This is a genomic window from Kutzneria kofuensis (assembly GCF_014203355.1).
GTDB classification, from domain to species: Bacteria; Actinomycetota; Actinomycetes; order Mycobacteriales; family Pseudonocardiaceae; genus Kutzneria; species Kutzneria kofuensis.
Window position 1 is genome coordinate 5,174,319 of record NZ_JACHIR010000001.1, and the last position, 26,605, is coordinate 5,200,923.

General features: G+C 70.2%; 27 protein-coding genes. 14 read left to right on the forward strand and 13 right to left on the reverse strand.

What is annotated here, in order from left to right; genetic code table 11:
• Positions 1 to 125: 125 nt before the first annotated feature.
• On the forward strand, positions 126 to 392 hold the full coding sequence (locus BJ998_RS24170; RefSeq protein ID WP_184865093.1) for an Imm32 family immunity protein: 267 nt from the start codon (positions 126 to 128) through the stop codon (positions 390 to 392).
• A 132-nt stretch (positions 393 to 524) separates the two neighbouring features.
• Here the strand turns inward: BJ998_RS24170 and BJ998_RS24175 are convergent, their stop codons facing one another.
• Positions 525 to 1,364, reverse strand: a complete 840-nt coding sequence (locus BJ998_RS24175) for a coiled-coil domain-containing protein (protein ID WP_184865095.1) — start codon at positions 1,362 to 1,364, stop codon at positions 525 to 527.
• A 203-nt stretch (positions 1,365 to 1,567) separates the two neighbouring features.
• Here BJ998_RS24175 and BJ998_RS24180 point away from each other — a divergent pair, with 203 nt between their 5' ends.
• Entirely contained in the window at positions 1,568 to 2,866 is a 1,299-nt protein-coding gene (locus BJ998_RS24180) for a bifunctional o-acetylhomoserine/o-acetylserine sulfhydrylase (RefSeq protein WP_184865096.1), read from the forward strand.
• Complete coding sequence (metX, locus tag BJ998_RS24185; protein WP_184865098.1) at positions 2,866 to 3,993, forward strand: homoserine O-acetyltransferase MetX; 1,128 nt, start codon at positions 2,866 to 2,868, stop codon at positions 3,991 to 3,993. Before BJ998_RS24180 ends, metX begins: the two co-directional genes overlap by 1 nt.
• Here the strand turns inward: metX and BJ998_RS24190 are convergent.
• Positions 3,959 to 5,806, reverse strand: a complete 1,848-nt coding sequence (locus BJ998_RS24190) for a TIR domain-containing protein (RefSeq protein WP_184865100.1) — start codon at positions 5,804 to 5,806, stop codon at positions 3,959 to 3,961. The two genes, metX and BJ998_RS24190, sit on opposite strands and share 35 nt — an antisense overlap.
• A gap of 383 nt (positions 5,807 to 6,189) precedes the next feature.
• Between BJ998_RS24190 and BJ998_RS24195 the strand changes: the two genes are divergently transcribed.
• Both BJ998_RS24195 and BJ998_RS24200 read left to right on the forward strand, forming a co-directional pair.
• The gene (locus BJ998_RS24195; RefSeq protein ID WP_184865102.1) at positions 6,190 to 6,801 is read left to right on the forward strand and encodes a hypothetical protein; all 612 of its coding nucleotides are present in this window, start codon (positions 6,190 to 6,192) and stop codon (positions 6,799 to 6,801) included.
• 98 nt (positions 6,802 to 6,899) lie between these two features.
• Positions 6,900 to 7,280: a hypothetical protein gene (locus tag BJ998_RS24200; protein WP_184865104.1), complete on the forward strand. Its 381-nt coding sequence runs from the start codon at positions 6,900 to 6,902 to the stop codon at positions 7,278 to 7,280.
• 88 nt (positions 7,281 to 7,368) lie between these two features.
• Here the strand turns inward: BJ998_RS24200 and BJ998_RS24205 are convergent, their stop codons facing one another.
• Both BJ998_RS24205 and BJ998_RS24210 read right to left on the reverse strand, forming a co-directional pair.
• On the reverse strand, positions 7,369 to 7,848 hold the full coding sequence (locus BJ998_RS24205; RefSeq protein ID WP_184865106.1) for a hypothetical protein: 480 nt from the start codon (positions 7,846 to 7,848) through the stop codon (positions 7,369 to 7,371).
• An 88-nt stretch (positions 7,849 to 7,936) separates the two neighbouring features.
• Positions 7,937 to 8,779: a hypothetical protein gene (locus BJ998_RS24210; protein ID WP_184865108.1), complete on the reverse strand. Its 843-nt coding sequence runs from the start codon at positions 8,777 to 8,779 to the stop codon at positions 7,937 to 7,939.
• A 198-nt stretch (positions 8,780 to 8,977) separates the two neighbouring features.
• On the opposite strand from BJ998_RS24210, the gene BJ998_RS24215 reads away from it, so the two are divergent.
• Positions 8,978 to 9,481, forward strand: a complete 504-nt coding sequence (locus BJ998_RS24215) for a hypothetical protein (protein WP_184865110.1) — start codon at positions 8,978 to 8,980, stop codon at positions 9,479 to 9,481.
• Between the two features lie 140 nt (positions 9,482 to 9,621).
• Positions 9,622 to 10,713 (forward strand): Nickel transporter NicT, encoded by a 1,092-nt coding sequence (gene nicT / locus BJ998_RS24220; protein WP_184865111.1) that lies wholly within the window; start codon positions 9,622 to 9,624, stop codon positions 10,711 to 10,713.
• On the opposite strand, the gene BJ998_RS24225 is transcribed toward nicT, so the two are convergent.
• From BJ998_RS24225 to BJ998_RS24235, 3 genes are all read right to left on the reverse strand, one after another.
• Complete coding sequence (locus tag BJ998_RS24225; protein WP_184865113.1) at positions 10,710 to 11,789, reverse strand: NAD(P)/FAD-dependent oxidoreductase; 1,080 nt, start codon at positions 11,787 to 11,789, stop codon at positions 10,710 to 10,712. The two genes, nicT and BJ998_RS24225, sit on opposite strands and share 4 nt — an antisense overlap.
• A gap of 67 nt (positions 11,790 to 11,856) precedes the next feature.
• The gene (locus BJ998_RS24230; protein ID WP_312890308.1) at positions 11,857 to 12,720 is read right to left on the reverse strand and encodes an RNA polymerase sigma-70 factor; all 864 of its coding nucleotides are present in this window, start codon (positions 12,718 to 12,720) and stop codon (positions 11,857 to 11,859) included.
• A 104-nt stretch (positions 12,721 to 12,824) separates the two neighbouring features.
• Positions 12,825 to 13,403 (reverse strand): SACE_7040 family transcriptional regulator, encoded by a 579-nt coding sequence (locus tag BJ998_RS24235; RefSeq protein ID WP_184865115.1) that lies wholly within the window; start codon positions 13,401 to 13,403, stop codon positions 12,825 to 12,827.
• A gap of 187 nt (positions 13,404 to 13,590) precedes the next feature.
• Between BJ998_RS24235 and BJ998_RS24240 the strand changes: the two genes are divergently transcribed.
• The 4 genes from BJ998_RS24240 (at position 13,591) to BJ998_RS24255 (ending at position 19,175) form a co-directional block, all read left to right on the forward strand.
• Positions 13,591 to 14,379, forward strand: coding sequence for an SGNH/GDSL hydrolase family protein (locus BJ998_RS24240; RefSeq protein WP_184865117.1), 789 nt, complete (start codon positions 13,591 to 13,593; stop codon positions 14,377 to 14,379).
• A 79-nt stretch (positions 14,380 to 14,458) separates the two neighbouring features.
• Positions 14,459 to 16,063, forward strand: a complete 1,605-nt coding sequence (locus tag BJ998_RS24245; protein ID WP_184865119.1) for a carboxyl transferase domain-containing protein — start codon at positions 14,459 to 14,461, stop codon at positions 16,061 to 16,063.
• 2 nt (positions 16,064 to 16,065) lie between these two features.
• Entirely contained in the window at positions 16,066 to 18,021 is a 1,956-nt protein-coding gene (locus BJ998_RS24250) for an ATP-binding protein (protein ID WP_184865121.1), read from the forward strand.
• Positions 18,022 to 18,026: 5 nt separating this feature from the next.
• On the forward strand, positions 18,027 to 19,175 hold the full coding sequence (locus BJ998_RS24255) for an acyl-CoA dehydrogenase family protein (RefSeq protein ID WP_184865123.1): 1,149 nt from the start codon (positions 18,027 to 18,029) through the stop codon (positions 19,173 to 19,175).
• 211 nt (positions 19,176 to 19,386) lie between these two features.
• Here the strand turns inward: BJ998_RS24255 and BJ998_RS24260 are convergent, their stop codons facing one another.
• A complete protein-coding gene (locus BJ998_RS24260) occupies positions 19,387 to 20,184 on the reverse strand; it encodes a hypothetical protein (RefSeq protein ID WP_184865125.1) in 798 nt (265 codons plus the stop codon).
• Positions 20,185 to 20,396: 212 nt separating this feature from the next.
• Between BJ998_RS24260 and BJ998_RS24265 the strand changes: the two genes are divergently transcribed.
• On the forward strand, positions 20,397 to 21,065 hold the full coding sequence (locus tag BJ998_RS24265) for a lysophospholipid acyltransferase family protein (protein WP_184865127.1): 669 nt from the start codon (positions 20,397 to 20,399) through the stop codon (positions 21,063 to 21,065).
• 92 nt (positions 21,066 to 21,157) lie between these two features.
• Here the strand turns inward: BJ998_RS24265 and BJ998_RS24270 are convergent, their stop codons facing one another.
• Genes BJ998_RS24270 through BJ998_RS24290 form a run of 5 tightly spaced genes read right to left on the reverse strand, consistent with a single transcriptional unit; the run spans position 21,158 to position 25,142 of the window.
• A complete protein-coding gene (locus tag BJ998_RS24270) occupies positions 21,158 to 21,808 on the reverse strand; it encodes a biliverdin-producing heme oxygenase (protein WP_312890309.1) in 651 nt (216 codons plus the stop codon).
• Positions 21,809 to 21,840: 32 nt separating this feature from the next.
• Entirely contained in the window at positions 21,841 to 22,458 is a 618-nt protein-coding gene (locus BJ998_RS24275; RefSeq protein ID WP_184865129.1) for a TetR/AcrR family transcriptional regulator, read from the reverse strand.
• A gap of 10 nt (positions 22,459 to 22,468) precedes the next feature.
• The gene (locus BJ998_RS24280) at positions 22,469 to 23,029 is read right to left on the reverse strand and encodes a GerMN domain-containing protein (protein WP_184865131.1); all 561 of its coding nucleotides are present in this window, start codon (positions 23,027 to 23,029) and stop codon (positions 22,469 to 22,471) included.
• Positions 23,026 to 24,471, reverse strand: a complete 1,446-nt coding sequence (locus tag BJ998_RS24285) for an ATP-binding protein (protein WP_184865133.1) — start codon at positions 24,469 to 24,471, stop codon at positions 23,026 to 23,028. The genes BJ998_RS24280 and BJ998_RS24285 overlap by 4 nt, the downstream gene beginning before the upstream one ends.
• Positions 24,468 to 25,142 (reverse strand): response regulator, encoded by a 675-nt coding sequence (locus tag BJ998_RS24290; RefSeq protein ID WP_184865135.1) that lies wholly within the window; start codon positions 25,140 to 25,142, stop codon positions 24,468 to 24,470. Before BJ998_RS24290 ends, BJ998_RS24285 begins: the two co-directional genes overlap by 4 nt.
• A 96-nt stretch (positions 25,143 to 25,238) precedes the next feature.
• Here BJ998_RS24290 and BJ998_RS24295 point away from each other — a divergent pair, with 96 nt between their 5' ends.
• Positions 25,239 to 25,820 (forward strand): D-alanyl-D-alanine carboxypeptidase family protein, encoded by a 582-nt coding sequence (locus tag BJ998_RS24295; protein ID WP_312890310.1) that lies wholly within the window; start codon positions 25,239 to 25,241, stop codon positions 25,818 to 25,820.
• Positions 25,821 to 25,957: 137 nt separating this feature from the next.
• Positions 25,958 to 26,506 (forward strand): RNA polymerase sigma factor, encoded by a 549-nt coding sequence (locus tag BJ998_RS24300; protein WP_184865138.1) that lies wholly within the window; start codon positions 25,958 to 25,960, stop codon positions 26,504 to 26,506.
• Positions 26,507 to 26,605: the final 99 nt, after the last annotated feature.

The following is a 26,605-nucleotide window of genomic DNA, read 5'->3' on the forward strand; positions in this document are numbered from 1 at the left end:
CAATCTGAAAGTATCTTAGTTGATGAGAGATCTCGGTGACAAGGGGGTTACGAGACGATCTAGGGCCAGCGTTCCGCCTGGACAGTCGGCGGCAGGTGTGCGAGGTTCACCGACCGGAGGTCGATGTGGCTAAGGTGCAGCTGGATATCCCGTCCTACGACCGCGGCATCGGCCTGGTCTCGGCTTGGCCGGACAACTACCGGCTGACAGTGTCGGTCGGCGCCGACGGCAAGGTGAGCGTCGTCGGCGATCCCGCCGGACTGACCGGGCTCGCCGTGCAGCTGCTGGCGCTCGCACAGCCGGGCGTGCCGACCGGGGCGCACGAGGACCTCGACGATTTCCTTCTCGTGCTGGACGAAGGATCCGCGCCGCTGCGGCTCGAACGCGCCTGAGCGCGCCAGGGCAACGAATACCTACCTTCGCCGCCAACGCAGGAGAGCGCTCGGCCCCGTCGGTGCTTAGCAAGGGCGAGGCACCGGCTTAAAGAGGGGCCGAGCCGCGACGCCGGAGGCGGCGCCAAGTGCTCAGCCCCGTTCCTCGGGGAGCGGCTCCAGCAGTGAACCGGCGTCGTTGAGCAGGTTCGTGGCCGACCGCAGCTGGTCGGCGATGCGCTCGCGGTAGTCCCGCAGCCGCGCCGCTTCCTGGTTGCTGCGGTTGATCCGGGCGTCGGCGTCCGCGACGGCCGCGGTGACACGCTGGTCCAGCTCGGCCATCTGGGACGCTTCGAGCTCGGCGATGGCGTCCAGCGCGGCCTTGCGCTTCTCGGCGATCTCCCGCTCGAACTCGGCCTCGATCTGCCGGCGCCGCTGCTCGGCCTGCTCGTCCAGCTCCTTGCGCCGCTGCACGGCCACGGTGGTCAGCTCGGCGGCCTCGCTGCGCGCCTTCTCCATCAGCGTCTGGTGCTCGGCGATGATCTCCGCCTGCTGCTTGTCCAGGTCGGACAGCAGGGTCTGGTACCGCTCACGCAGCTTGGTGGCGGCCGCCTCGGCGTGCGACCACGTGGTCTCGGCGGCGGCCTCGGCCCGCGCGGCGGTCTCCGCGGCGGTCGCCTCGGCCAGCTGCAGCGCGCGCTTGGCCTGGTCGGGCGTCTCCTCCACGGCCGGCTCGGGGGCCGCCGGCGGCGGCGCCTGCTTGGCCTGGTCCAGCTGGCCCTTCAGCTCCTCGATCCGCGCCCGGGCCTGGTCGAGCTGCTTGGCCAGCTCGTCGGCCTGACGCAAAGCGGCATCCCGGTCGGCGGCGAACAGCCGCACCTCGGAGGTGATCCGCTTGAGGTGTGTCTCGACCTCCATACGGTCATAGCCACGCATGGCGACCGTGAAGCTGGGAATCGACTGGGTGATGTCTCGGTTCTCGGCCGGCGCCATGAGGCAAACCTACTCCCTTTCGTCCCACGGAGTGAACGGGGCTTCTCGGGTGATCGTGGCCGGTCTAGCGTCGGGCACATGGCCCTCCTGGTGTCCCGCCGGCACGTGGACTACGTGCGCGTCACCAGCATGGCGTGTCGCACGCTCGGCTGATCTCCCCTCACCTCACGCCTTTTTCACCTCACTCAGCCCGGAGTACACCCATGCCTTCGTCCTGGTCGTTCGAGACCCGTCAGATCCACGCCGGCGCCGCGCCCGACCCCGCCACCGGCGCCCGAGCCACACCCATCTACCAGACCACTTCCTACGTCTTCCGGGACACGGCCCACGCGGCCGCCCTGTTCAGCCTGGCCGAGGCCGGCAACATTTACACCCGCATCAACAACCCCACCCAGGACGTGCTGGAGCAGCGGATCGCCGCCCTGGAGGGCGGCGTCGCGGCGGTCGCGTTCGCCTCCGGGCAGGCGGCGGAGACGGCCGCGATCCTGAACCTGGCCAGCTCCGGCGACCACTTCGTGTCCAGCGCGTCGCTGTACGGCGGCACCTACAACCTCTTCCACTACACGCTGCCCAAGCTGGGCATCGAGGTCAGCTTCGTCGAGGACCCCGACAACCTGGACGAGTGGCGGGCGGCCGTCCGACCCAACACCAAGCTGTTCTTCGCCGAGACGCTGGGCAACCCGCGCAGCAACGTGCTCGACATCGAGGCGGTCGCCGCGGTCGCGCACGAGGTCGGCGTGCCGCTGGTCATCGACAGCACGGTGACGACGCCGTACCTGCTCCGGCCGCTGGAGCACGGTGCGGACATCGTCGTGCACTCGGCGACCAAGTTCCTCGGCGGACACGGCACGGCGATCGCCGGCGTGGTCGTGGACGGCGGGAAGTTCGACTTCGGGGCGCACGCGGATCGTTTCCCCGATTACAACGAGCCGGACCCGAGTTATCACGGCCTTCGCTACTGGCCGGCGCTCGGCCACGGCGCGTTCGCGGCGAAGCTGCGTGTGCAGCTGCTGCGGGACACCGGCGCGGCGATCGCCCCGCAGAACAGCTTCCTCATCCTGCAGGGCATCGAGACGCTGTCGCTGCGCATCGAGCGGCACGTGGCCAACGCCAAGGCGCTGGCGGAGTGGCTGGAACAGCGCGACGAGGTGGAGACCGTGCACTACGCCGGCCTGCCGTCGAGCCCGTGGTACCAGGCGGCGCGGAAGTACCTGCCGGCCGGCGCGGGGGCGATCGTGTCCCTGGAGCTGCGCGGCGGCGCCGACGCCGGCCGGGCGTTCGTCGACGGCACGGAGCTGTTCAGCCAGCTGGCCAACATCGGCGACGTGCGCAGCCTGATCGTGCACCCGGCCAGCACCACCCACTCCCAGCTGACCGAGGAGGAGCAGCGGATCGCCGGCGTGACGCCCGGCCTGGTGCGGCTGTCGGTCGGTCTGGAGGGAATCGAGGACCTCAAGGCCGACCTCGAAGCCGGGTTCCGGGCCGCGAAGGCGGCACTCTGATGGATGCCCCGCCTCCCGCCACCGGCGCGTGGCGGGAGGCCGATCCGCCCGGCCGGCGGCAGTGGGTGCGACTGGACCGCCCCCTGCCGCTGGAGCGCGGAGGCGAGCTGCCCGCCGTCCAACTCGCCTATGAGACGTGGGGGACTCCTGCCCCGGACCGGTCCAACGCCGTCCTCGTGCTGCACGCGCTGACCGGCGACAGCCATGTCGCCGGTCCCGCCGGGCCGGGACATCCGACCGCCGGCTGGTGGGATTCCCTTGTCCAGCCCGGAGTCATCGATCCGGGGCGGTACTTCGTGGTGGCCCCGAACGTGTTGGGCGGCTGCCAGGGGAGCACCGGCCCGTCGTCCATCGCGCCTGACGGAAGGCATTGGGGGAGCCGGTTTCCCGCTCTGACCGTACGGGATCAGGTCGCCGCCGAGGTGGCGCTGGCCGACGCGTTGGGCATCGACCGGTGGGCCGCGGTGGTCGGTGGCTCGATGGGCGGGATGCGGGCCCTGGAGTGGGCCGTCTCCGTGCCGGATCGGGTGGAGTCGTTGCTGCTGCTGGCCTGTCCGGCGCGATCGACGGCCGACCAGATCGCGTGGACGTATCCGCAGCTGCAGGCCATCCGGTCCGATCCGGGCTGGCATGGCGGTGATTACTACGGGTTGGGGGAGGGGCCACATCGGGGGCTCGGCGTGGCGCGGCGGATCGCGCACGTCACGTACCGGAGTGAGGCCGAGCTGTCGGGTCGCTTCGGGCGCAAGCCGCAGGGTGACGGGCGGTTCGCGGTGGAGTCCTATTTGGACCATCACGCCGACAAGCTGGTGCGGCGGTTCGATGCCGGCAGCTACGTCGTGCTGGCCGAGGCGATGAACTCGCACGACGTCGGCCGCGGGCGTGGCGGTGTGGCTGCCGCGCTGAGTCGCGTGACGGCCCGGACGGTTGTCGGCGGGGTGACCACGGACCGGCTCTATCCGTTGGCGCAGCAGCGAGAGCTCGCCGCGGGCATCCCTGGAGCGGGCGAGGTGCGGGTGATCGACTCGCCGTACGGGCACGACGCGTTCCTCATCGAGACCGAGCAGATCGCCCGGCTGGTTCGGGAGTTGTTCACAGGTAGCGAGTCCCGTGTGGGTTCCCGCTGATCCGGCTGAGGTCCCGGATCACGGCCAGCAGCGGTTCCCTGAGCGCGTCGAGGGCGTTGCGCAGTTCGGCGGTCGGATCCCACGCCGTGTCGTCGAACTGCGTGCGGTCCTCGTAGCGGCGAAGTGCCGGATGCCATTCCGACAGGAAGGGGCGCAGCACCTCCTCCATCAGCCGCTCCGCGACCTCGCCGAACCGTTGCGAGGAATCCGGGCCGCACTCCCGGAGTTGCTCCCGGGTGAACGAGAAGATGCTGTGCAGCGAGGAGATCGCCTCCCGCAGGCCGCCGCCGCCCAAGGGCCGCACGGGAACCCGGTGCGCCAGCTCGACCTGGACCCGGAACGCCGCCGCGCGCTCCCGCTCGTCCACCGCGAAGTCGTCCCGCACGCGGCGGGCCGCCAGCGCGGCGGCGCTGATCTGCTCGTGCCGCGCCGGATCGGGATCGCTGTGCCGGATCACGTGTGCGACCACCGCCGGTACCTCCAACGCGCCTCCGCCGACCAGCCGCACCACAGACTGCCTGGCCAGCCGGTCGACCGCCAGACCGACCGGGCCAAGACCATCCAGAACGGGTAACGGCATCGGATCTGGCGCGAACGCCGTCACCGCGCGCAGCACGTCCAGGCCGGCGTCACCGGCCGCGTCCACCTCGGCCAGCAGCCGCTTCGCGGTCGACTCCAGCACCGGCCAGTCCCGGGAGAACAGCCGCCGCCGTACCGAGTCCAGCCCCGCCGACCGGGCCGAGCCGGCGAGGTCCAGCAGCGCGCCGGGATGCCCGCCGACGGCGTCCACGAGCTTGTGCGCCGACTCGCGGTCGCCCGGCGCCAGCGCCTCGACCTGGTTCAGCACGAGCCTGATCGCTTGCGCCGCAGGCAGTTCCGGCACGGGGACGCCGGTGCCGAGCTCGGCGTAGCTGCCGTCGGTGGTCGTCAGGACGCTGGCGGCGGTGGGATGCGGCGACAGCAGCCGGCGGACGTGATCCAGGTCGAGCCCCGCCGGCACGCCGTCGACGACCCAGAGGCTGGGTTCCCTGCGCGCGTCCAACGCCAGCGCCACCCGATCGGCGGCGTGACCATTGCCCGTGGCCCCTAAAGCCTCGGCGATCGCCGTGAGCTGCTCCTGCCAGGGATCGGCGGCGCACAACCAGAAAACGCCGCCGGGGAAGGTCGCGCCGAACTGCCGTGCGTACTCGGCGACCAGCGACGAGGTGCCGATGCCGCCGACGCCGTGCACGACGGCGACGGGCTCGCCGCCGCCCTCGGTCAGCGTCGCGGACTGCGGGTGCAGCGCCGAATGCAGCCGCCACAACTCCGCGGTGCGGCCGACGAACCGGGGCGGCGGCCGGTGTGCCGGGGCCGGCAGCCACAGCGGGGCACGACCGTGGTCGACGCCGCCGATGGTCGTCGGCAGTTCGTCGACCTTGCGCGTGACTGCCTCGGTGAGGTGGCGCAGCTCGGCGGACGGGCTCCAGAACCGCGCGTCGCGCAGCTCGATCGGCTCGATGTGGGCGGTGCCGCGCTCCGGGTTGACCACCAGCACCCGGCGCAGCGGGTCGCCTTCCCGTTGCCCGGCAAGGAAAGCCGTGATGAGCTCCTGCTGGCACGCGCGGCGCGTCGGGTAGGCGTGCGAGTAGTAGGCGAGCAGCAGTCGGGACCGGCCCAGCTCGGCCATGATCGTCCGGGACACCGAGTCGAACCGGTGCACGCCGACCTCGTCCTGGAACACCCGCAGCCCCCGGGCGCGCAGCTCCGCCGCCAGCGCCTCGGCCGGCGTGGTGTCCGACCGGCAGTAGCTGAGGAACACATCCCAGGCCATCAGCCCCGACCTCCTCCGCGGTTAACTCCGATGGGGGACAGTGTCGAGCCTGACGGACGGGTGAATCGCAAGCCACCTGCTTGCCATAATTCACGCCGTAGCGCTACTCCACGTGACGGATCATGAAGCGTCGTCACGTTCGGTCGTGAACCGGCTGTCGGCAGTCCTCCACCGTTCGCCGGGAGCGGATCACTGTATGTCGACTTTCCCGCTAAAACGGGATTCGGCTCCGTTCCGTGACTATGGGCATCGCACTTGCACTGGGCTACGCTCCCGCACTTGACACCGTCAGGGATGGGTGTGTGGTGATAGACCCGTGGGTTGTCGGGCTTTGTGGCGTGACCGTTCTGGCCATATCCAGTGCGGTCGCGATTGTCGCCTACATGAGGCCGAAATTTTCGGTCCCAACCGCGGGCGGCGGTGCGGACGGACCGTTCGCGGAGGCCGACCTGATCGGCCCGGAACTGCGCGACTGGGCCGCGGCCCACTACCGGCGGACCGTGCCGGTGCTGCGGGTCTGGCAGCGCCGCGCCTGGCTGTACGGGGCGGCCCACTTCTACGCCGTCGGCTGGACCGTGCTGATCTCGCTGTCGCTGCCGTTCCTGATCCCCTACGTCACCGACGGCAACGGCTCGCGGCTGCTCGTGCAGGCGCTGTCGGTGTTCGGCGCGGTGGTGTTCGGCCTGCACAGGACGTTCAAGGCCGAGGAGAACTACGGCAAGTACCGGCTGCACGAGTCCAGCGTCTACACCCTGGTCCGCAAGCTCGTCGACGACCCCGAACAGCTCGGCGGCAGCGACGCCGAGCGCCGTCGCCGCTACCTCGCGGAGATCGAGCGGATCAGGGAACGCGCCCGCAACGACGAGATCAACAATCTGCCCAGTCCGTCCTCTCCGCCCCGGATCGGCCCGGTCACGCCCATTCCCGAGCAACGGGAATCGGACGGTTATCGATCGGCCGCGCCGGGGCCATTGAGTGGAGGAGCTTCTCCGTGAGTCAGCGAAGCCGGGTGAGTGGCGTGTGGACGCCATCACCGATAGAACGAGAGGCCGCGTGGGAGCTGTATGTCGAGCTCGCCACGAGGATTACGACCGTGGAACAAAAACCGGGCGCCGGAATCGTGCGCGAGGAACTGAACAGCATTTACTCGCTGTTCGCCTGCACCCGGGACATCCTGCGCAAGTACGGCCCCGAGCTCGCGCCCCGCGGCCGGGCCGGCAGCATCACCTTCGCCGGCATCGCCGTGGAGATGGTGAACACCGTGCTGCGGCCGCTGCTCACCAAGTGGCATCCCGCCCTGGCCGAGTGGGAGGCGAGCCGGCTGCCCGGCGACAGCGTGGTCGTGCACGAGCGCGGGTGGGACCAGATCGACGCGCTCCGGTCGGAGGTCGCCGACACCCGCCGGGTTCTTCTGGACCTGGCCGCCGACCTGCACGAGGCGATGCAGATCGAGCCCCTGATCGGGCAGGCATGATGACGCGCGACATGGCCTGAGGCAAGCCCCGCTCGTGATCAACGCGCATTTCCTGACGTTGAACGCGAGGAATGCCCCCTTCCGAACCTCAGCCGCCGTCTCCGTCACTCTCCAACGCCTCCGCGATCCAGCCGGCCACCGGAAGATCCCGGTTCGTGCATTCGGTGGCCAGCCGGATGGTCCAGCGCAGCGCCTGCATGACCACCGCCGCCACCTCGCTCGGCGCGGCGGTGCTCAGCGCGATGTCGATCTGGGCGCGGGCCGCCTCCTGATCGCCGTGCACCTCGGCGAGCAGGGTGCGGACCGCGGTGCGCACCGGCGGGTCGGCGTCGTCGATGGAGACTTCCTGCCCGTCGGCGTCGTACACCTGCATCTTGACCGGGGTGGCCCCGCCGGAGCCGAGCGCGGCGACCATCTCGCTGCACTCGCGGAACAGCATCAGCACCAGTTCCTTGCCGTCCACGTCGCCCGCGGGCGAGGTGTCGACGAAGGTGGTCAGCAGGCTGATCGCGGCGCCGTCGTCGCCCGCCTGGGCGGCGGCGAGCGCCTCGCCCGCCGTGCTGACCATGCGCTGTCGTCGGTCCGGATCCTGTGGGTCCACCGGCCCATCTTGCAACACAACCGGGACCGGCGGTGATCCAATCGGCCGTCCGGGTTCAGGAGTGCTTGAAACGCCAGGTCTTCGAGTCGGTGAGCACGCAGAAGCCCGGCGACATCACGATCACCCGCAGCGTGCCGTCCCGCATGTCGTAGTCCATGCCCTCCACCTCAAAGGCGCCGCTGCACGAGCTCTGCAGCGGCAGCTGACCGAGAGCGCTCACGTGGGCCGTCACGTCGGAACCGCCGAGCGGGCCGCTCAGATCCAACTGCAGCAACGGCTTCGTGACGCCGTAGAGCGATCCGTCCGGGTCGTCGGAGGCGCACAGCAGCTGTGTCGGCGAGGTGAAGTCGCAGCCCTGGACGTCCCGGATCGGGTGGTCCGGGCGAATCGCGAAGGCGTACGGCAGGTTCTGGTTCGGCGTGGTGAACCGGACGCCCGGCATCGGGTACACCAGCAGGCGGTCCATCGTGCCCCACTCGCCGGAGACCAGCCACTGCCCGTCCGGCGACACGGCGGCGAACGAGTTGTTCAGCGCCTCCCAGGACTCCAGCTTGTGCGTGTACTCCGACCAGGTGCCGTCGGGCGCCTGCAGGCGGAACATCTTGGCGCCGTTGTTGTCGCTCTGGTACGGCTCGACGTAGTAGCCGAGCCGGGAACCCGGGTCGCCGACGTGGTTCCAGCCCTTGACGGAGTCCGCGATCGGGATCGTGGACAGGCCGGTGTACTGGATGAAGCTCGAGTTCGGCCGGACGACCGTGGCCAGGCCCTGGCTCTCGTCCAGCGCCCGGGCGTGGTCGGAGCCCTGGATCACCCAGGACCCGGTGTCGGCGTGCGCGATGCCCGGCACGATCACGGCGATCGCCACCGCCAGCACGGCGGCCAGCGTTTTCCTGCCCATCAGCCCAACCCCTTCGTCGGTGGACGGCCGCGCACAGACGTACCAGGCCAGGGCGGGAATCTGAAGAATTTTCGCGATCTGAACCGTGACGGCTCGAATAACTGTGAACGAGCAGGGCTTCTCCCCGCGGGGCGGGCGATCCTACCCTCGGCAGTGTTAGGGAACTTTCCTAACTGTCAAGAAACCAAGGAGGTGTGCATGAAAAGCAAGCTGCTGGTCGCCCTGCTCGGCATCGGCTTGCTCGTCGCGGGAGCCGCCCCTGCCCAGGCCGCCGTGACGCCGCACAGCACCACGTACACCATGTACGTGACGCTCTACGGCGCGCTGGACAACGACCCGCCCGGCAGTGCCGACATCGCCTACCCGCAGATCCACTCGCAGGCGGGCGGCACCGGCACGTACAGCAACCCGGTCACGTTCGCGACCGACCGGTCGGAGCTGGCCCCCGGCACCAGGGTCTACTACTCCTACCTGAAGAAGTACTTCATCATGGAGGACAGCTGCGCCGCCTGTATCTCCGACTGGAAGAGCGGCAAGCGCCACATCGACATGTGGGCCGGCAACTCGACCAACTCGGCGATCATCGACTGCGAGAACAAGCTCACCCGCAGCGGCTCGGTGATCGTCAACCCGGCGTCCAACCTGACGGTCGACACGACGCCGATCTTCAACACCAGCACGCACAAGTGCTACTCGCCGTGATGACACGGTGACGCAGTGGTCCGGTAACGCCGCGCCGGACCACCCTGTGTGAGAATTCTCCGCTGAACAGCGCTGTCGCCAAAGGGTTGCAGGTACCACAATCTGCCTGTTGCATCCCCTAGCTCGAAAGAGGCGGCGACATGGTGGACACCCTGCGTCCCGACCGCACCCGACCGCTGGGCCGGTCGGAGTGGGCCAGCATCGGCGGCATGGCCGCCTTCGTGCTCGCCCTGCACGTGATCGGGTGGGGTTCGCTGATCTTCCTCATCTCGCCGGCCAACTACCAGATCGGCAACGGCCAGGTCTTCGGCGTCGGGCTCGGGCTCACCGCGTACACGCTCGGCCTGCGGCACGCCTTCGACGCCGACCACATCGCCGCCATCGACAACACCACCCGGAAGCTGATGTCCGAGGGCAAGCGGCCGCTGTCGGTCGGCTTCTGGTTCTCCCTCGGCCACTCCAGCGTCGTCTTCGGCCTCTGCGTGCTGCTGGCGCTGGGCGTCCGGGCCCTGGCCGGCGAGGTCGCCGACGACGGCTCACCGCTGCACAACTGGACCGGCATCGTGGGCACGCTCGTCTCCGGCACCTTCCTGGTGCTCATCGGCGTGATCAACCTCGTCGTGATGGCCCACATCATCAAGGTGTTCCGCAAGATGCGCGGCGGCGAGTTCGACGAGGCCGAGCTGGAGCGCCGGCTGGACGAGCGCGGCTTCATGAACCGGATCCTGCGCGGCCTGACCAAGGCCATCAGCCGGCCGTGGCAGATGTACCCGACCGGCCTTCTGTTCGGCCTCGGCTTCGACACCGCCACCGAGGTGTCGCTGCTCGTCCTCGCCGGCGGCGCCGCCGCGTTCGCCCTGCCCTGGTACGCCATCCTGACGCTGCCCGTGCTGTTCGCCGCCGGCATGAGCCTGTTCGACTCCATCGACGGCTGCTTCATGAACTTCGCCTACGGCTGGGCCTTCGCCAAGCCCGTGCGCAAGGTCTTCTACAACATCACCGTCACCGGCCTGTCCGTGGTGGTGGCGCTGGTCATCGGTGTCATCGAGCTGCTCCAGCTGCTGGCGGAGAAGCTCGAGGTCACCACCGGCGTGCTCGGCTGGATCGACACCCTCGACCTGAACCTGGTCGGCTACGTGATCGTCGGCCTGTTCGTGCTCACCTGGCTGGTGGCGCTCGCGGTGTGGCGGTTCGGCCGCATCGAGGAGCGCTGGTCGGTGGAGGCGTCCTAGCGGAGCGCCGTCCACCCGGCGCCGCGGACGATGCCCTCCTTGATCAGCGCGCCGACGCGTCCGGTGATGACCGTCTTCTTCGGACGGTCCATCGCGTCGACCAGTTGCACCAGAGCGTCCTTGCGGCCGAGGCTGATGCACTGGAGGTAGTAGCGGTAGCCGAACGGCTTCGGCTCCTGGTTGCGGAGCCGGGCGGCGATCGCCTTGGCGGTGTACTCCGCCATCGGTTCGGCGGTGGCGCAGGCCATCCGCAGTTCCTGGCCGTTGATCCGGACCACGGCGCTGTCGCCGATCGCGTAGATGTCGGGGTGCGAGACCGACCGTTGCGTCTCGTCCACCACGATCCGTCCGTCGCGATCGGTCCGGATGCCGGCCTCCTTGGCCAGCGGCGAGACGCGGAACCCCGTTGTCCACACCGTGATGTCGGTCGGCAGCTCGTCGCAGTCGGTCAGCACGACGCTGTCCGCCAGCACCTTGGCGACCCGGGCGCCGGTGCGGACCTCGATGCCCAGCCGGTTGAACACCCGGCCCAGGTGCCTGCGCGCGTTGGCCGACAGGCTGCTGCCCGGCGCGTGGCCGGCGACGACCCGGACGTGCAGGTTCGGGTGCTGCTCGGCCAGCTCGGTCGCCACCTCGACGCCCGTCAGGCCGGCGCCGACGACCGTCACGGTTCCCTTGGTCGGCAACAGATCCCGGAGCCTCGTCGCGTCCGCGTGACCGGCCACCGCGTGGGCGTTCTCCGCGACGCCCGGGACGCCGTGGTCGTCGGCGACGCTGCCGAGGGCGTACACCAGCGTGTCGTAGCCGATCACGCGGCCGTCGACGTCGATCTCCTTGCGGGCCGGGTCGATCGCCCGCACCCAGCCGATGACCAGCTCGATCCCCGTGCCCCGCACCGACTCCGCCAGCGGCCGCACCCGCAGGTTCTCGCCGGCCGCATGCTGGTGCAGCCGGACCCGCTCGACGAAGTCCGGCGCCGCGTTGACCAGGGTGACCCGCGCATCGGTCCGCCGGGCGAGGCGGTGGGCCGCGACGAGACCCGAGTAGCCGGCGCCGATGACGACGATGTTCGTCATGTCCAAGTCCCTTCCCTCGTGGTGACGGGACTTGAACCGGACAGCCGCGCGATTCCTGACAGGGCGGCTATGTGTGCTGCGTCACCTGCGCGGCGATGTGCGCCAGCTTGTCGGGATTGACGATCGCGCGGAAGTCGGTGATCAGGCCGTCCACGATCTGCAGGTTGATCACGGTGGTCAGGTCGCCGTGGACGAACGCGAGGATCGCCGGTTCGCCGTTGACCTCGTCGATGCGGATCTCCAGCCCCTCGACGTTGCTGGCCAGCCAGTTCAGGTAGACGGTCGCCCGCTCGCGGCCGCGGATCGGCTTGCGGGCCGCCCGAGTCTTGCCGCCGCCGTCCGCCCAGGCGACGACGCCCTCGGCCAGCATGCCCTCCAGTGCCGCCATGTTCCCGCTGCGGGCGGCGACCAGGAAGTTCTTGGTGATGCGCAGCTTCTCCTCGCCGCTGGCGTCGAACCGCGGCCGGTCCTGCGCCACCCGCTGCTTGGCCCGGCGGTAGAGCTGCTGGCAGTTCGCCTCGGTCAGGTCGAGCACGTCGGCGATCTCGCGGTGGCTGTACTCGAAGGCCTCGCGCAGCACGAACACCGCCCGCTCGGCCGGCGTGAGCCGTTCCATCAGCAGCAGGAAGGCCATCGACACGGACTCGCGCAGCTCGGCCGTGTCCAGCGGGGTGTACGAGGTCAGCAGCGGCTCCGGCAGCCACGGGCCGACGTAGCTCTCGCGGCGGGCCCGCGCCGAGGTCAGCCGGGTCAGGCACAGGTTGGTCAGCACCTTGGTCAGCCACGCCGCCGGCTCGCGGATCTCGGCCTGGTCGGCGGCGTGCCAGCGCAGGTACGTGTCCTGCACCGCGTCCTCCGCCTCCGCCGCCGAGCCGAGCAGCCGGTAGGCGACCGCGAACAGGCGCTGCCGGTGCTGCTCGAAGTCCGCCACCCGGCCGAGTCTAGGCGCGGCTCGACCCTCGATCTCGCCCAGGCCTTCGCGGCCGCGCCCGAACTGCGGGCCGGGAGAGGGAAACCCCTCCACTGTGGAGCGATTCAGCTGAGGGAGTGCACCGCCGCGTAGGCCATCGCGGCGAGCAGGTCCGCCATCTGCGCCCGGTCGAGGTGCGCGGAGTGCGGGGTGGAGTTGATCAACCCGAACAGCGCGTGCGCGGCGGCCCGGGCCGCTGGCTCGCCCACTTCGGGGCGGGAGCGGCGGATCGTCGTGACCCAGACCTCGACGTAGCGGCGCTGCAGGGTGCGCACCCGCTGCCGGTCGGTGTCGGCGAGGTTGCCGAGGTCCCGCTCCTGCACGGTGATCAGCGCGGGATTGTCCAGCGCGAAGTCGACCTGCCAGCGGATGAGCGTCCGGATCGATTCCTCGGCGTCGCCGGCCACCCGGACGCGGGCCTGGGCGCCGGCCAGCAGGAGCTCGCTGATGGACGTCAGCATCTCGCCGAGAACGGCGTCCTTGCTGCGGAAGTGCCGGTACAGGGCGGGCCCGGAGATGCCGACGGCCGCGCCGATGTCGTTGATGCCGACGCCGTGGAAGCCGTGCCGGGCGAACAACTCGGCGGCGGCGGCCAGGATCTGCTCCCGCCGGCTCGGGGTCGCGGTCTGCTCGGCGAACGGCACGCCACCGATGGTAGACGAGCGAGTTAACGAACGCTAACCGCGGTATCGAACGGTGGAGTGACCGGGTGTGTTTCGTACCCAAAAGGCGAATATGTCATCAACTCTTGACGAATCTCTTCCGGCGGAAACCTTGTTCCTGCAACGATTATCGGGTCTCGGCACACCTCAACGGAGAGGCTCCCCTGTCATGCGCCTGTCTCGTGCCCTCCCCTGCCTCGCGGTCGCCGTCGCGGCCGCACTGTCCACAACGGCCGTCGCCCACGCGGCGCCGGCTGCCGTCAACTACGCCGCGGTCGGCGACTCCTATGCCGCCGGTGTCGGCGCGCAGAGCTCGTACGACAACAGTTGCGACCGCAGCAGCAAGGGTTACCCGAGCCTGTGGGCGGCCGCGCACTCGGTGTCCGCTTTCACCAACGTCGCCTGCTCGGGCGCGAAAACCAGTGACGTCCTCAACAGCCAGGTGGCCTCGCTCAGCTCGGCCAACACCGTGGTCACGGTGACGATCGGCGGCAACGACGCCGGCTTCTCCAGTGTGATGGAGTCCTGCATCATCGGTGGCGACTCCGGCTGCAACACCGCGGTCAACAACGCCAAGAACTTCGTCAACACCACCCTGCCCGGCCTGCTGGACAACACCTACAACGCGATCCGCAGCCACGCCCCGAACGCGTCGGTCTACGTGGTGGGTTACCCGCACTTCTACCAGCTCGGCGGCTCCTGCAACGTGGGCCTGAGCGACACCTCGCGCAACTACATCAACAGCGGCGCGGACACGTTGGACTCCGCCGTCTCGGCGGCGGCGAGCCGGCACGGCTTCCGGTTCGTCGACGTGCGCTCGCTCTTCGACGGCCATGGCATCTGCTCCTCGACCTGGTGGCTGAACAGCGTGACCTGGCCGGTGGTGAACTCCTACCACCCGAACGCGGCCGGCTACTCCGGCGGCTACCTGCCCGCGCTGAACGCCGTGACCGGCTGAGGGGCCTGACTGGACGAAGTTGTTAGCGGCCGTTAACCTGGAGGTCTGGGTTAACGGTCGCTAACAGCTGAGGAGCGTCATGGTCGCGCCGGCACTGGCCAGCGCCGCGGATCCGGCGGATCCGGGCTACCAGCGCAACGCCAAGGAACACGCCGAGCTGGTCGCGCAGCTGCGGGGCCGGCTGGCCGAGGTCGCGCTGGGCGGACCCGAGAAGGCGCGCATCCGGCATGTGGAACGCGGCAAGCTGCTGCCGCGCGACCGGGTGGACTCCCTGCTCGACCCGGGCTCGCCGTTCCTGGAGCTGTCCCCGCTGGCCGCCAACGGCATGTATGAGGACCAGGCGCCGGCCGCCGGCATCATCACGGGCGTCGGGCGGGTCGAGGGCCGCGAGTGCGTGATCGTCGCCAACGACGCCACGGTCAAGGGCGGCACCTACTACCCGATCACCGTCAAGAAGCACCTGCGCGCCCAGGAAGTGGCGCTGCACAACAACCTTCCCTGCCTGTACCTGGTGGACTCGGGCGGCGCGTTCCTGCCGCGGCAGGACGACGTGTTCCCGGACCGCGAGCACTTCGGCCGGATCTTCTACAACCAGGCCACGATGTCCGCGAAGGGCATCCCGCAGATCGCCGCCGTGCTGGGCTCGTGCACCGCGGGCGGCGCGTACGTGCCGGCGATGAGCGACGAGGCGATCATCGTGCGCGGCCAGGGCACGATCTTCCTGGGCGGCCCGCCGCTGGTGAAGGCGGCCACCGGCGAGATCGTCACCGCCGAGGAGCTGGGCGGCGGCGAGCTGCACTCCCGCACCTCCGGCGTCACCGACCACCTCGCCGAGGACGACGCGCACGCGTTGCGCATCATGCGCCAGATCGTCGCCACCTTCGGGCCCCGCCCGCAGCGGCCGTGGGAGATCGAGCCGACCGAGGAACCGGCCGTCGACCCCGACCAGCTCTACGGCGTGGTCCCGATCGACACCCGCACCCCGTACGACGTGCGCGAGGTCATCGCCCGGATCGTCGACGGCAGCCGGTTCGCGGAGTTCAAGTCGGAGTACGGCGCCACGCTGGTCACCGGCTTCGCCCGGATCCACGGCCACCCGGTCGGCATCATCGCCAACAACGGCATCCTGTTCAGCGAGTCCGCGGTCAAGGGCGCGCACTTCATCGAGCTGTGCGACCAGCGCGGCATCCCGCTGGTGTTCCTGCAGAACATCTCCGGCTTCATGGTCGGCCGCGAGTACGAGGCCGGCGGCATCGCCAAGCACGGCGCGAAGATGGTCACCGCGGTGGCCTGCGCCCGGGTGCCGAAGTTCACCGTGGTGATCGGCGGCTCGTTCGGCGCGGGCAACTACTCGATGTGCGGCCGGGCCTATTCGCCGCGGTTCCTGTGGATGTGGCCGAACGCCCGGATCTCGGTGATGGGCGGCGAGCAGGCCGCCTCCGTGCTCGCGACGGTCCGCCGGGACCAGCTCGGCGACGACTGGCCCCAGGAGGACGAAGAGGCGTTCAAGCAGCCGATCCGGGACCAGTACGAGAGCCAGGGCAACCCGTACTACTCGACCGCCCGGCTGTGGGACGACGGCGTGATCGACCCCAAGGACACCCGGACCGTGCTGGGCCTGGCGTTGTCCGCCGCGGCCAACGAGCCGCTGCCTCCCGTCCGCTACGGCGTCTTCAGGATGTGATCATGTTCGACACCGTACTCATCGCCAACCGCGGCGAGATCGCGGTCCGCGTCGCGACCACGTTGCGGCGTATGGGGATTCGCAGCGTCGCCGTGCACAGCGACGCCGACGCGGGCGCCCGCCACGTGCGCGAGGCCGACGTGGCCGTGCGCATCGGGCCGGCAGCCGCGCGGGAGAGCTACCTGTCGATCGAGCGCATCATCGACGCCGCTGTGAAGACGGGTGCGCAGGCCGTCCACCCCGGATATGGCTTCCTGGCCGAGAATGCGGCGTTCGCGCGGGCCTGCGCCGAGGCGGGGCTGGTGTTCGTCGGCCCGCCGCCGGCGGCGATCGACGCCATGGGCGACAAGATCCGCGCCAAGCAGACCGTGACCGCGGCGGGCGTGCCGGTGGTGCCGGGCGCGTTCGGCGCCGACATCGAGCACGCGGTCGCCGAGGTCGGCTTTCCGGTGCTGCTCAAGCCGTCCGCCGGTGGCGGCGGCAAGGGCATGCGGCTGGTGCACTCGCTGGACGAGCTCCCGGCGGCCATCGAGTCGGCCAAGCGGGAAGCGTTGAACTCCTTCGGCGACGACACTCTGCTGGCGGAACGCTTCGTGCAGAACCCGCGGCACATCGAGATCCAGGTGCTGGCCGACGCCCACGGCACGGTGCTGCACCTCGGCGAGCGGGAGTGCAGCCTGCAGCGCCGGCACCAGAAGATCATCGAAGAGGCCCCATCGCCGCTTCTCGACGAGGAAACCCGCGCGCGGATGGGGAAGTCGGCCGCCGACGCGGCCGCGGCGGTCGGCTACACCGGCGCCGGCACGGTGGAGTTCATCGTCTCCGCCGACCGGCCCGACGAGTTCTTCTTCATGGAGATGAACACCCGGCTCCAGGTCGAGCACCCGGTGACCGAGCTGGTCACCGGCATCGACCTCGTCGAGCAGCAGCTGCGCGTCGCCGCCAGCGAGCGCCTTTCCCTGACGCAGGACGACATCCGGCTCACCGGTCACGCCGTCGAGGCCCGCATCTACGCGGAGGACCCGGCGCACGGCTTCCTGCCCACCGGCGGCACCCTGCTGGCCCTGGAGGAGCCGAGCGACCGGATCCGCATCGACTCCGGCGTTTCCGAGGGCTCGGTCGTCGGCAGCGACTACGACCCCATGCTGGCCAAGCACATCGCGTACGCGTCCACAAGAGACGAAGCGCTGCGCAAGCTCCGGTCGGCGCTCGGCGACGTCACGATCCTCGGCGTCACCACGAACATCCCGTTCCTGCGGGCCCTGCTGGCCGACGAGGACGTGGTCGCCGGCCGGCTCGACACCGGCCTGGTGGAACGCAAACTGGCGGCGCTGGTCGCCAACCCGATGCCCGACGACGTGCTCGTCGCGGCGGCCCTGGAACGCGCCTTGGCGCTGGAGCCGCGCGGCGAAACCGTTGACCCGTGGGACATCCCCGGCGGATGGCGGATCGGCCAGCCGGCGTGGACGTCCTGGCTGATCGGCGCGCCCGGCGACGAGCCGGCCAAGGTGCGCCTGCGCGGCCGGGCGTCGAACGCCGAGGTCGTGATCAACAACGGCGAGCCGGTCGCGGCCGGCGCGTGGCACGAAGGCAACCGGCTCCACGTCCGCAGCGGCGGCGTGACCAGGTCGTACCGGCACGCCCGGGACGGCGAGATCACCTGGATCGGAAACTGGCCGCTGCTGGAGACCGAGCCGCTGCAGCAGTCCCGCAAGGGCGGGGCCGGCGCGGCCGGCGGCGCGGTCACCAGCCCGATGCCCGGCACGGTGCTGCTGCTCAAGGTCGCCGCCGGCGAACGGGTCAACGCCGGCCAGCCGCTGCTGGTCGTCGAGGCCATGAAGATGGAACACACGGTCGTCGCGCCCATCGACGGCGCGGTCGCGGAGCTGGCGGTGCACGCGGGCCAACAGGTTCGGCTCGGCCAGCAGCTCGCGGTTGTTGCACCCCTACAGGAGTGACGAGCATGGACACCAGGATCAGCCCCGACCACGAGGCGCTGCGCAAGACCGTCGAGGAGTTCGCCCGCGAGGAGGTCGCGCCGGTCATCGGCGACTTCTACGAGCGCGAGGAGTTCCCGTACGAGATCGTGGCCAAGATGGGCCGGATGGGCCTGTTCGGCCTGCCGTTCCCCGAGGAGTACGGCGGCATGGGCGGCGACTACTTCGCGCTCTGCCTCGCCCTGGAGGAACTGGCCCGGGTCGACTCGTCGGTCGCGGTCACGCTCGAAGCGGGCGTGTCGCTCGGCGCCATGCCGATCTATCGGTTCGGCACCGAGGAGCAGAAGCAGCAGTGGCTGCCCAAGCTCACCGCCGGCGAGGCGCTGGCCGGCTTCGGCCTGACCGAGGCCGGCGGCGGCACCGACGCCGGCGCCACCCGCACCACCGCCAAGCTCGACGGCGACGACTGGGTGATCAACGGGTCCAAGTGCTTCATCACCAACTCCGGCACCGACATCACCAGCGCGGTCACGGTCACGGCGGTCACCGGGCAGAAGGCCGACGGCGGCAAGGAGATCTCATCGATCATCGTGCCGTCCGGCACGCCCGGCTTCACCGTGTCGAAGAAGTACTCGAAGGTGGGCTGGAACGCCTCCGACACCCGGGAGCTGTCGTTCACCGACTGCCGGGTGCCGGCGGCCAACCTGCTCGGCGAGCGCGGTCGCGGCTACGCCCAGTTCCTGCGCATCCTCGACGAGGGCCGGATCGCCATCGCCGCGCTCGGCGTCGGCCTGGCCCAGGGCTGCGTCGACGAGTGCGTGCGGTACGTGAAGGAGCGCGAGGCCTTCGGCCACAAGATCGGCACGTACCAGGCGATCCAGTTCAAGCTGGCCGACATGGAGGCCCGGGTGCACACCGCCCGGCTGGCCTACCACCACGCCGCCGACAAGATGCTGCGCGGCGAGCCGTTCAAGCGGGAGTCCTCCATCGCCAAGCTGGTCTCGTCCAACGCGGCCATGGACAACTCGCGGGACGCCACCCAGATCTTCGGCGGCTACGGCTTCATGAACGAGTACCCGGTCGGGCGGTTCTACCGGGACGCCAAGATCCTGGAGGTCGGCGAGGGCACCAGCGAGGTCCAGCGCATGCTCATCGCCCGCGAACTGGGCCTGTAGTCGGTCGACTACAATTGGCAACACCCGAAGGGTTTCGGCCCGCCGAACCTGGGTACTACAGTGAGGTCGGTAGCTAGCTCCCGCCGTGTTCCTCCCCCCTCGACATGGCGGGTTACCCCGGCGCCCCCGCTCACCCCCGTGCGGGGGCGCCGGCCTTTGTCCGACCCTGTGGGGTCATCACCGCAGGCGAGCGCCGGCCCTCTGTCAGGCATCACCGCAGGGGCGCGCCGGCCTTCTCCTGGATCTGCTCCCGTGGCTCGACCACCGGCACCAGCGGCTGCTCGGGCAGGTCGTGCCGGCCCGAGATGAACTCCTGGAAGCGGATCTTGAGCAGGATCAGCGGCTGCCGGTAGCGGGCCTCACGGCGAATGGCGACGCTGAGCTTGCGGGAACCGGCGCGGTAGCGCCAGCGGGCCCACGGCGAGTTCGGCCGGGCCAGCCGCAGCGCGCCGATCTCCGCCAGCGGCGGCAGCAGCAGGCCCAGCAGGCCCGTCCAGATCTTGCCCTTGAGCAGGGCGACCACCGCGAAGCCCAGGTCGATCAGCGCCACCACGGCGCCGGCCACGTGCGGCGGCAGGTTGAAGTCCGGCAGCAGGCCGTAGTCCAGCGGCCGCGCGCCCAGCAACAACAGCCCGGTCAGGCCGACGGCGAGGAACACCGCGTCCACCGACAGCCGGCCGGCCTGGGTCCAGTAGACGTCACGCAGATGCAGGATGAGCGCGAACTCGTCGAGCACGAGGGCCGTGCCCACGCCGAACAGGCCCGCCGACCACAGCCGCCAGTCGCCGGCGTCGTCCGGGGTGGCCAGGCCGATCACGCCGCCGAGCATCATCGCCACCACGCCGAACACCACGTGGTGGATGTGCGTGCCACCGGGCGTGACGTTCCCGGGCCACCAGCGCACCTTCGCCCTGATCATCCGCACGCTGATCCTGATCAGCACGAACGCGATGACCAGGCCGAGGAAGAACCAGAGCAGGCGCTCGTGTCCGGAGTCCCAGTGGCCCATCCGCCGACCACCCTTCGCCAAGTGGTTGTTGCCGAAGGTTACGCCGGGGATGCCTTGCCGGTTGCCAGTTTGCGAACTCCCGGCCCACCGGGGTGGTTCCGAAACCGGTACTGGGGTACCCCGTGACGGACAGCACTGGCACTGTCGTGCCTTGACGTGCGTTGAACATGACAAAATCCAAGCGGCATCGTGGGCGGCGCGGAGGTCGTGTTTTGCTGTACTGGTTCATGAAACGGGTTGCGGGCCGGCTGGGTCGGGCCGTGTACCGGCCCAAGGTCGAGGGCCTGGAGAACATCCCGGCGACCGGGCCGGTGATGCTGGCGAGCAACCACCTGGCGTTCGTGGACAGCATCGTCATCCCGATGGTGGTCCCCCGTCGGGTGAACTTCCTCGCCAAGGCGGAGTACTTCGAGGGCAAGGGCGTGAAGGGCGCGCTGATGCGCGGCTTCTTCGGCGGCCTCGGCCACATCCCGGTGCAGCGTGGCAGCGGCCGCGCCGCGCGGGCGGCGCTCGACACCGCGGAGGAGGTGCTGAACAAGGGCGGCGCGTTCGCGATCTACCCGGAAGGCACCCGCTCCCTGGACGGCCGCCTGTACCGCGGGCACGCCGGCGTGGCCCGGATCGCGCTGGCCACCGGCGCCCCGGTGGTCCCGGTCGGCCTGATCGGCACCGACCAGGTGCAGAAGAACGGCCGCGGCCTGCCGCGCATCCGGCCGATGACCGTCCGCTTCGGCAAGCCGCTGGACTTCTCCCGCTACGAGGGCATGGCCGAGTCGACCATGATCCACCGCGCGGTCACCGACGAGATCATGTACGCCATCCTGGAGCTGACCGGCCAGGAATACGTGGACAGCTACCGCCCCCACCCAAAAGCGGCCTGAGGTAATCGCCGCCATTACCTAAACGTTGGGAACGGACCATTCCTACACTCCGAGTTGAGGAATGGTCCGTTCCGAGTCTCCGGGGTTGACGGTCAGGAGGCGACCAGGTACTGGGGCAGGTGCCGCTCCAGGTCGGTGAAGACCGCCGCGTTGTGCCGGTAGGCGATGCGGGACTCCTCGATGATGCGCTCCCGCTCCGCCTCGTCCCACGGCGAGGTGTTGAGCAGCTCGTGGTAGCGGGCCTTGAAGGCCTTGCGGTCCGGGATCCGGTCGAACACGTAGAACCGGGTGCCGGCGTGGTCGACGATGCCGTGCTGGCGCTCGGTCACGGCGCCGACGGCCTGCCCGCCGGAGATGTCGCCGAGGTAGCGGGTGTAGTGGTGCGCGACGAAGCCGCCGGGCCAGGTGAAGGCGACCTCGCGTAACCGCTCGGTGTAGGCGACGGTGGCCGGGCCGGGCTCGATGATCGAGGCCCACTCCGGCCCGTACAGGTGGGCCAGGTCCTGCTCCAGCGCGGGCAGCCGGCGCAGCTCGGGGCTGGCGAACGGCCCGGCGACGGGGTCGTCGGCCATGGCGTCGGTGGCCTCTTCGAGCACCCGGTAGATGAAGTAGTGCTGGGCCACGAGCGCGGCGAAGCCGGCGAGGCTGAGCCGCTGGTCGAACAGCACGCGCACGAATTCGGCGCCGTTGGCGACCTGGTGGTCGTCCATCGTCTCGGTCCGGAGGGTCGCGGAGAAGGTCACGCCCCGAGTCTGCAGATCCCGACGCGGTGTCGTCAAGATTGTGACGACAAGTCGTCATAAAAAGCGCCCACTCCGCGGAGCACGAAGCGGACGGTCGACTCCACGGCGTGATCGAGCTCGGGACCGGAGAGCTCGGCGACGGTCCGGCCGCTGATGCAGGCGGTGACCAGCCCGACCAGGGTGTCGACATCGTCGGCGGGCAGCAGCCCCTCGCGGATGCCGGCGGCGAGGATGCCGCGCAGGATCAGCTCCAGCGCGCTGACGTGCTCGACCATGTGCCGGTAGCTCTGCTCGGACATCAGCGACCGCAGCGCGGTCCCGGGCGGCAGGTGGTTGCGGGCGACGTGCCGCAGCTGGCTGCGCACGTAGGTGGCCAGCCCGTCGACCGGGTCGCGCACCTCGGCCAGCGCCGAGACCAGCTCGGCCATGTACTGCTCGGTGACGTGCTCGGCGTACGCGAGCAGCAGCGACTCCTTGTCGGCGAAGTAGTTGTACATCGCCGTGCGGCCCACCTCGGCCGCCGCCGCGATGTCGGCGAGCGAGATCGCGTCGAAGCCGCGCTGGTACATCAGTGTCGACAGCGCCGCGAAGATCCGCTCCCGGGTGCGCTCCCGGTGTTCGCCCAACGACCTGCCGGTGATCTTCGGCACGTCCTCCAGGTTACGGGGTGGCCACCGGGCAGCTCTGCGACGGCCACGGCTTCTTGCCGGTGTCCAGGACGCGCACCTTGATCTGCTTGCTGTCGCCGCCGCCGTTGTTGGTGATGCTGGAGACGAAGGTGCAGACGATCTGGTCGACGGCGTGCTGGGTGAGCGGCTTGCCGTCGGGCGTGTACACGAACACCCAGTTGCCGCCGTCGTCGACGTACTTCGTCGCCAGGGTCGCGTCGGACGGGATGTCGCTGGTCAGGCCGCCCGCTGCCTCGGTCGCGGTCGGGCCCTGTGCCAGCGCCCGGAGCGCGTCGTCCTGCGGACTGCGGATGATCATGCCGGCGGTGGCCTTCGGGTCCAGGGTCGGCGACGGCGGCAGCGGCCGGGTCACGGCCCGCAGCGTGCCGTGGTCGAGCAGGTACACGATCAGGCTCGAGACCGCGCCCTTCGGCGCCTCCCAGCCCTGGATCACCCGGCTCGGCCGGATGCCGCAGCCCGCCACGACGGCGCCGACGAGCGCGCCGACCAGCAGCAGCGTCGCCGCGCTCAGCAACCCGTGCCGTCGGGTCATCGGGGGTCCTCACCCATGACTCGGGGCAGGCGGAGGATGAACACAGCGCCTCCTTCCGGACGGTTGGCCGCCTCCAGACTGCCATGGAGGCCGCCGACGCTGTGCAGTCGCGCGTTCTCCCACGCGATCGCCAGGCCCAGGCCGCTGCCCTCGGACCGGGTCCGGGCGAACTCGGCCTTGTAGAACCGGTCGAACACGTGCGGCAGCACCTCCGGGGCCAGGCCGGGCCCGTTGTCCATCACCCGCAGCTCGACCCAGTTGTGGTCGGCCCACAGCCGCAGTTGCACCGGCGGCGCGCCGTGCTTGAGCGCGTTGCCGACCAGGTTGGCCACGATCACGTCCAGCCGCCGCGGGTCGAGCCGGGCCACCACGCCCGCCGGCAGGTCGGCCTCGACCCGGCCGAGCCAGCCGCGCGCCCGCAGCGTGGCCCCGATCGCGCTGGCCACGTCGATGTCGTCCAGCGCCAGCTTGGCCGCGCCGGCATCGAACCGGGACACCTCCATCAGGTCCTCGACCAGCCGGGTCAGCTTGCGGGTCTCCTGGCTGACCAGCCGCGCGGCCTGACCGGCATCGTCACCGAGTTGCGGGGCCTCCTCGTCCAGCACATCCGTCACGGCGGTCATCGCGGCCAGCGGCGTGCGCAGCTCGTGGGACACGTCGGCGACGAAGCGTCGCGCGTCGGCCTCCATCCGGCGCAGCTGGCCGACGTGGTGTTCCAGCGCCGCGGCCGTGTCGTTGAACGTCCGGGCCAGCTCGGCCATCTCGTCGTTGCCGCGGACCTTCAGCCGGGCGGACAGGTCGCCCGCGCCGAGCCGTCGTGCGGTGATACCGAGCTGGCGCACCGGCCGCAGCACGCCGCGAGCGGCCAGCAGCGCGACGATCACCGCGAACAGCGCCGAGAGCGCGCCGAACAGCCACGCGAAGCTGGCCAGGTCCTTGATCGAGTTCTGCTGGGCGGTCAGGTCCGAGACGGCGTAGATCTCCAGCCCGGACGGCTTCCAGCTGTCGTCGGTCTGCCAGGCCAGGACCGGGATGCCGATGATCATCGCGGGGTAGTTGCCGATGGTGACGCGCTGCCAGACCACGCTGCTGCCGGTGCGCATCTCCTCCCGCAGCTCGGGCGTGAGCTCCGAGAGCTCCATGCCACCCTTCGAGCGCATGTTCTGGTACACCGCCACCGCGCCGTTGCCGACGCTGAACGCCAGGCTGTCCAGCTGGTCCTGGGTCGGCGGCAGCTTGATGCCGATCGTGGACTGGTGCACCCGGCTGATCATCGGCGTCACCACGGCGTCGGTCGCGTCCTGCTCGATGACGCGGCGGGCCAGCACGTACGTCGCGCCGGACGCCGCGGCCGCGCTGATGGCGGCGATCAGCACGAACGCCACGACCAGGCGCGGCCGCAGGCCCCACGCCACTCCCAGGAAACGGCGGAGTCGGCTCATACCGGTCCGAACCGGTAGCCGAAGCCGCGCACGGTCTGCACGTAGAGCGGGTCGGCCGCGTTGTCCTCGATCTTGGACCGCAGCCGCTGCACGCAGGCGTCGACCAGGCGGGAGTCGCCGAGGTAGTCGTGCTCCCAGACGGCCTCCAACAGCTGCTGGCGGCTGAGCACCCGGCCCGGCGTGCCCGACAGCTCCAGCAGCAGCCGCAGCTCGGTCGGGGTGAGGCTGATCTGCACACCGTCCTTGCTGACCACCAGCGCGGCGCGGTCGATGACCAGTTTTCCGTGCTTCTCCTGCTCGGAGCGCTCGGCGCCGGTACGACGCAGCACCGCGCGGATGCGGGCGTCCAGGACCCGCGGCTGCACCGGCTTGACCACGTAGTCGTCCGCGCCGGCCTCCAGGCCGCCGACGATGTCGAAGTCGTCGCTGCGGGCGGTGAGCATGATGATCGGGACGTCGCCGCTGGCCCGGATCCGGCGGCACACCTCGAAGCCGTCGATGCCCGGCAGCATCAGGTCGAGCACGACGATGTCGGGCGCCTCCGCGCGCAGCCGGGTGAGACCTTCCTCACCGGACTCGGCGGCGTGGATCGTATGGCCCTGCCGGCGCAGGGCAAGTTGCAAGCCCTCACGCACTGCACGGTCGTCCTCTATCAACAGAACCCTGGACACGATCGAAGATTATTCGGTTATGGTCGCGGCGACGCTGGTCGTAAGCCCCTGCCACGGGCTCTTGTAGCGAAACCATGACGTGCCGAGGACATGGGGGTGACGTACGTGCGCCGCCGACGTGGGGGCGAGCAACTGGTCGGGCAGATGCCGGTTCGTCGCCGGGACCACGCCTACCGCCACCTGACGGTGCTGGTGGCGACCCTGCTGCTGCCGCTGGCCGCGCTGGTCACCGGCGGGGGGAGAGTGCGCGAACGGGCCTGCGAATGGGCCTTCCGGGTGCGGTATCCGTTCGAGGACCTGACCGGTCTCACGCCCGGGACGAAGGCGGCGTTCATCGCGGCGCGATGCGCCGCGCTGTGGCATGACGCCGAGCTCATCGGCCTCACCTCCGGTCACCGAATGTACGCCGAGCAGCGCGAACTGTTCGAGGAAGCGGTGCGCAGCTACGGGTCCGAGAGTGCCGCGCGGCAGTGGGTGCTGCCACCCGAGGAGTCCTCGCATGTGCGGGGCCGCGCGCTGGACGTGCGGCCGACCGAAGGCGCTCGCTGGCTGGAGCGCAACGGCGACCGCTTCGGGCTGTATCGGACATATGCCAACGAATGGTGGCACTTCGAGTACTGGCCGGAATACCGCGGCACCGGCAGGCAGCCCCCGATGCGGCCGACTCCCGGGGGATGAGCCGCGCTCACCAGCGGCGATCCGGTCATGCGTGGCTGCGCAAGATCTTTGCCGTGTGATCCAGCTCTGGATCTCTGTGACACGGCTGTGACACAGTCACCACGGGATGCGGACACCGGTCGGCGATTGTTTGGGCCATGCAGCAAACGCAGCTCAGGTCAGTCCCCACCACCCGACAGCCGCTGACGCTGGAAGACCTCTACCGGCAGCACCGGGTCCGCCTGCTCGGCCTGGCCCGCAAGCTGGTCGACGACATGGCCAGCGCCGAGGACGTGGTCCAGGACGCGTTCGCGGCACTGCACCGGAACTGGGGCGGGCTCCGCGACGAGTCGGCGGCCGCCGCCTACCTGTCGGCCGCCGTGGTCAACGGCAGCCGCTCGATGCTCCGCCGCCGCAAGCGCGCCCGCGACTACGTGCCGCCGCACGAGGTGCCGGCCCGTTCCGCCGAGTCGCTGGCGATGATGACCACCGACCAGCAGGCCGTGATGGACGCGTTGGCCCAGCTCGCGCCGCGGCAGCGGGAGGTGCTGGTGCTCCGCTACTACGGCGGCATGACGGAGGCCGAGATCGCCCGCGCCACCAGCATCTCGCAGGGCGCCGTGAAGTCCACGGCCAGCCGCGCCCTGGACAAGATGGAGCGCCTGATGGCCGAGCACCGCCCCATGCACCTCCGCCGCACCGCCTGACCCCCGCGAGTCACGCTCTCAGACACACCGAATGCAGGTTTCAGGCAGATCAGCACCGACAAGCCCGGTTTTCAGGGTCGGCCGGTCAAGGCCGGTCCG

Coding starts and splice junctions, on each gene's coding strand:
- BJ998_RS24175 (WP_184865095.1), bottom strand. CDS start 1,364: ATGGCGCCGGCCGAGAACCGAGACATCACCCAGTCGATTCCCAGCTTC.
- BJ998_RS24180 (WP_184865096.1), top strand. CDS start 1,568: ATGCCTTCGTCCTGGTCGTTCGAGACCCGTCAGATCCACGCCGGCGCC.
- metX (WP_184865098.1), top strand. CDS start 2,866: ATGGATGCCCCGCCTCCCGCCACCGGCGCGTGGCGGGAGGCCGATCCG.
- BJ998_RS24190 (WP_184865100.1), bottom strand. CDS start 5,806: ATGGCCTGGGATGTGTTCCTCAGCTACTGCCGGTCGGACACCACGCCG.
- BJ998_RS24195 (WP_184865102.1), top strand. CDS start 6,190: ATGAGGCCGAAATTTTCGGTCCCAACCGCGGGCGGCGGTGCGGACGGA.
- BJ998_RS24205 (WP_184865106.1), bottom strand. CDS start 7,848: ATGGTCAGCACGGCGGGCGAGGCGCTCGCCGCCGCCCAGGCGGGCGAC.
- BJ998_RS24210 (WP_184865108.1), bottom strand. CDS start 8,779: ATGGGCAGGAAAACGCTGGCCGCCGTGCTGGCGGTGGCGATCGCCGTG.
- BJ998_RS24215 (WP_184865110.1), top strand. CDS start 8,978: ATGAAAAGCAAGCTGCTGGTCGCCCTGCTCGGCATCGGCTTGCTCGTC.
- nicT (WP_184865111.1), top strand. CDS start 9,622: ATGGTGGACACCCTGCGTCCCGACCGCACCCGACCGCTGGGCCGGTCG.
- BJ998_RS24225 (WP_184865113.1), bottom strand. CDS start 11,789: ATGACGAACATCGTCGTCATCGGCGCCGGCTACTCGGGTCTCGTCGCG.
- BJ998_RS24240 (WP_184865117.1), top strand. CDS start 13,591: ATGCGCCTGTCTCGTGCCCTCCCCTGCCTCGCGGTCGCCGTCGCGGCC.
- BJ998_RS24245 (WP_184865119.1), top strand. CDS start 14,459: ATGGTCGCGCCGGCACTGGCCAGCGCCGCGGATCCGGCGGATCCGGGC.
- BJ998_RS24250 (WP_184865121.1), top strand. CDS start 16,066: ATGTTCGACACCGTACTCATCGCCAACCGCGGCGAGATCGCGGTCCGC.
- BJ998_RS24255 (WP_184865123.1), top strand. CDS start 18,027: ATGGACACCAGGATCAGCCCCGACCACGAGGCGCTGCGCAAGACCGTC.
- BJ998_RS24260 (WP_184865125.1), bottom strand. CDS start 20,184: ATGGGCCACTGGGACTCCGGACACGAGCGCCTGCTCTGGTTCTTCCTC.
- BJ998_RS24280 (WP_184865131.1), bottom strand. CDS start 23,029: ATGACCCGACGGCACGGGTTGCTGAGCGCGGCGACGCTGCTGCTGGTC.
- BJ998_RS24285 (WP_184865133.1), bottom strand. CDS start 24,471: ATGAGCCGACTCCGCCGTTTCCTGGGAGTGGCGTGGGGCCTGCGGCCG.
- BJ998_RS24300 (WP_184865138.1), top strand. CDS start 25,958: ATGCAGCAAACGCAGCTCAGGTCAGTCCCCACCACCCGACAGCCGCTG.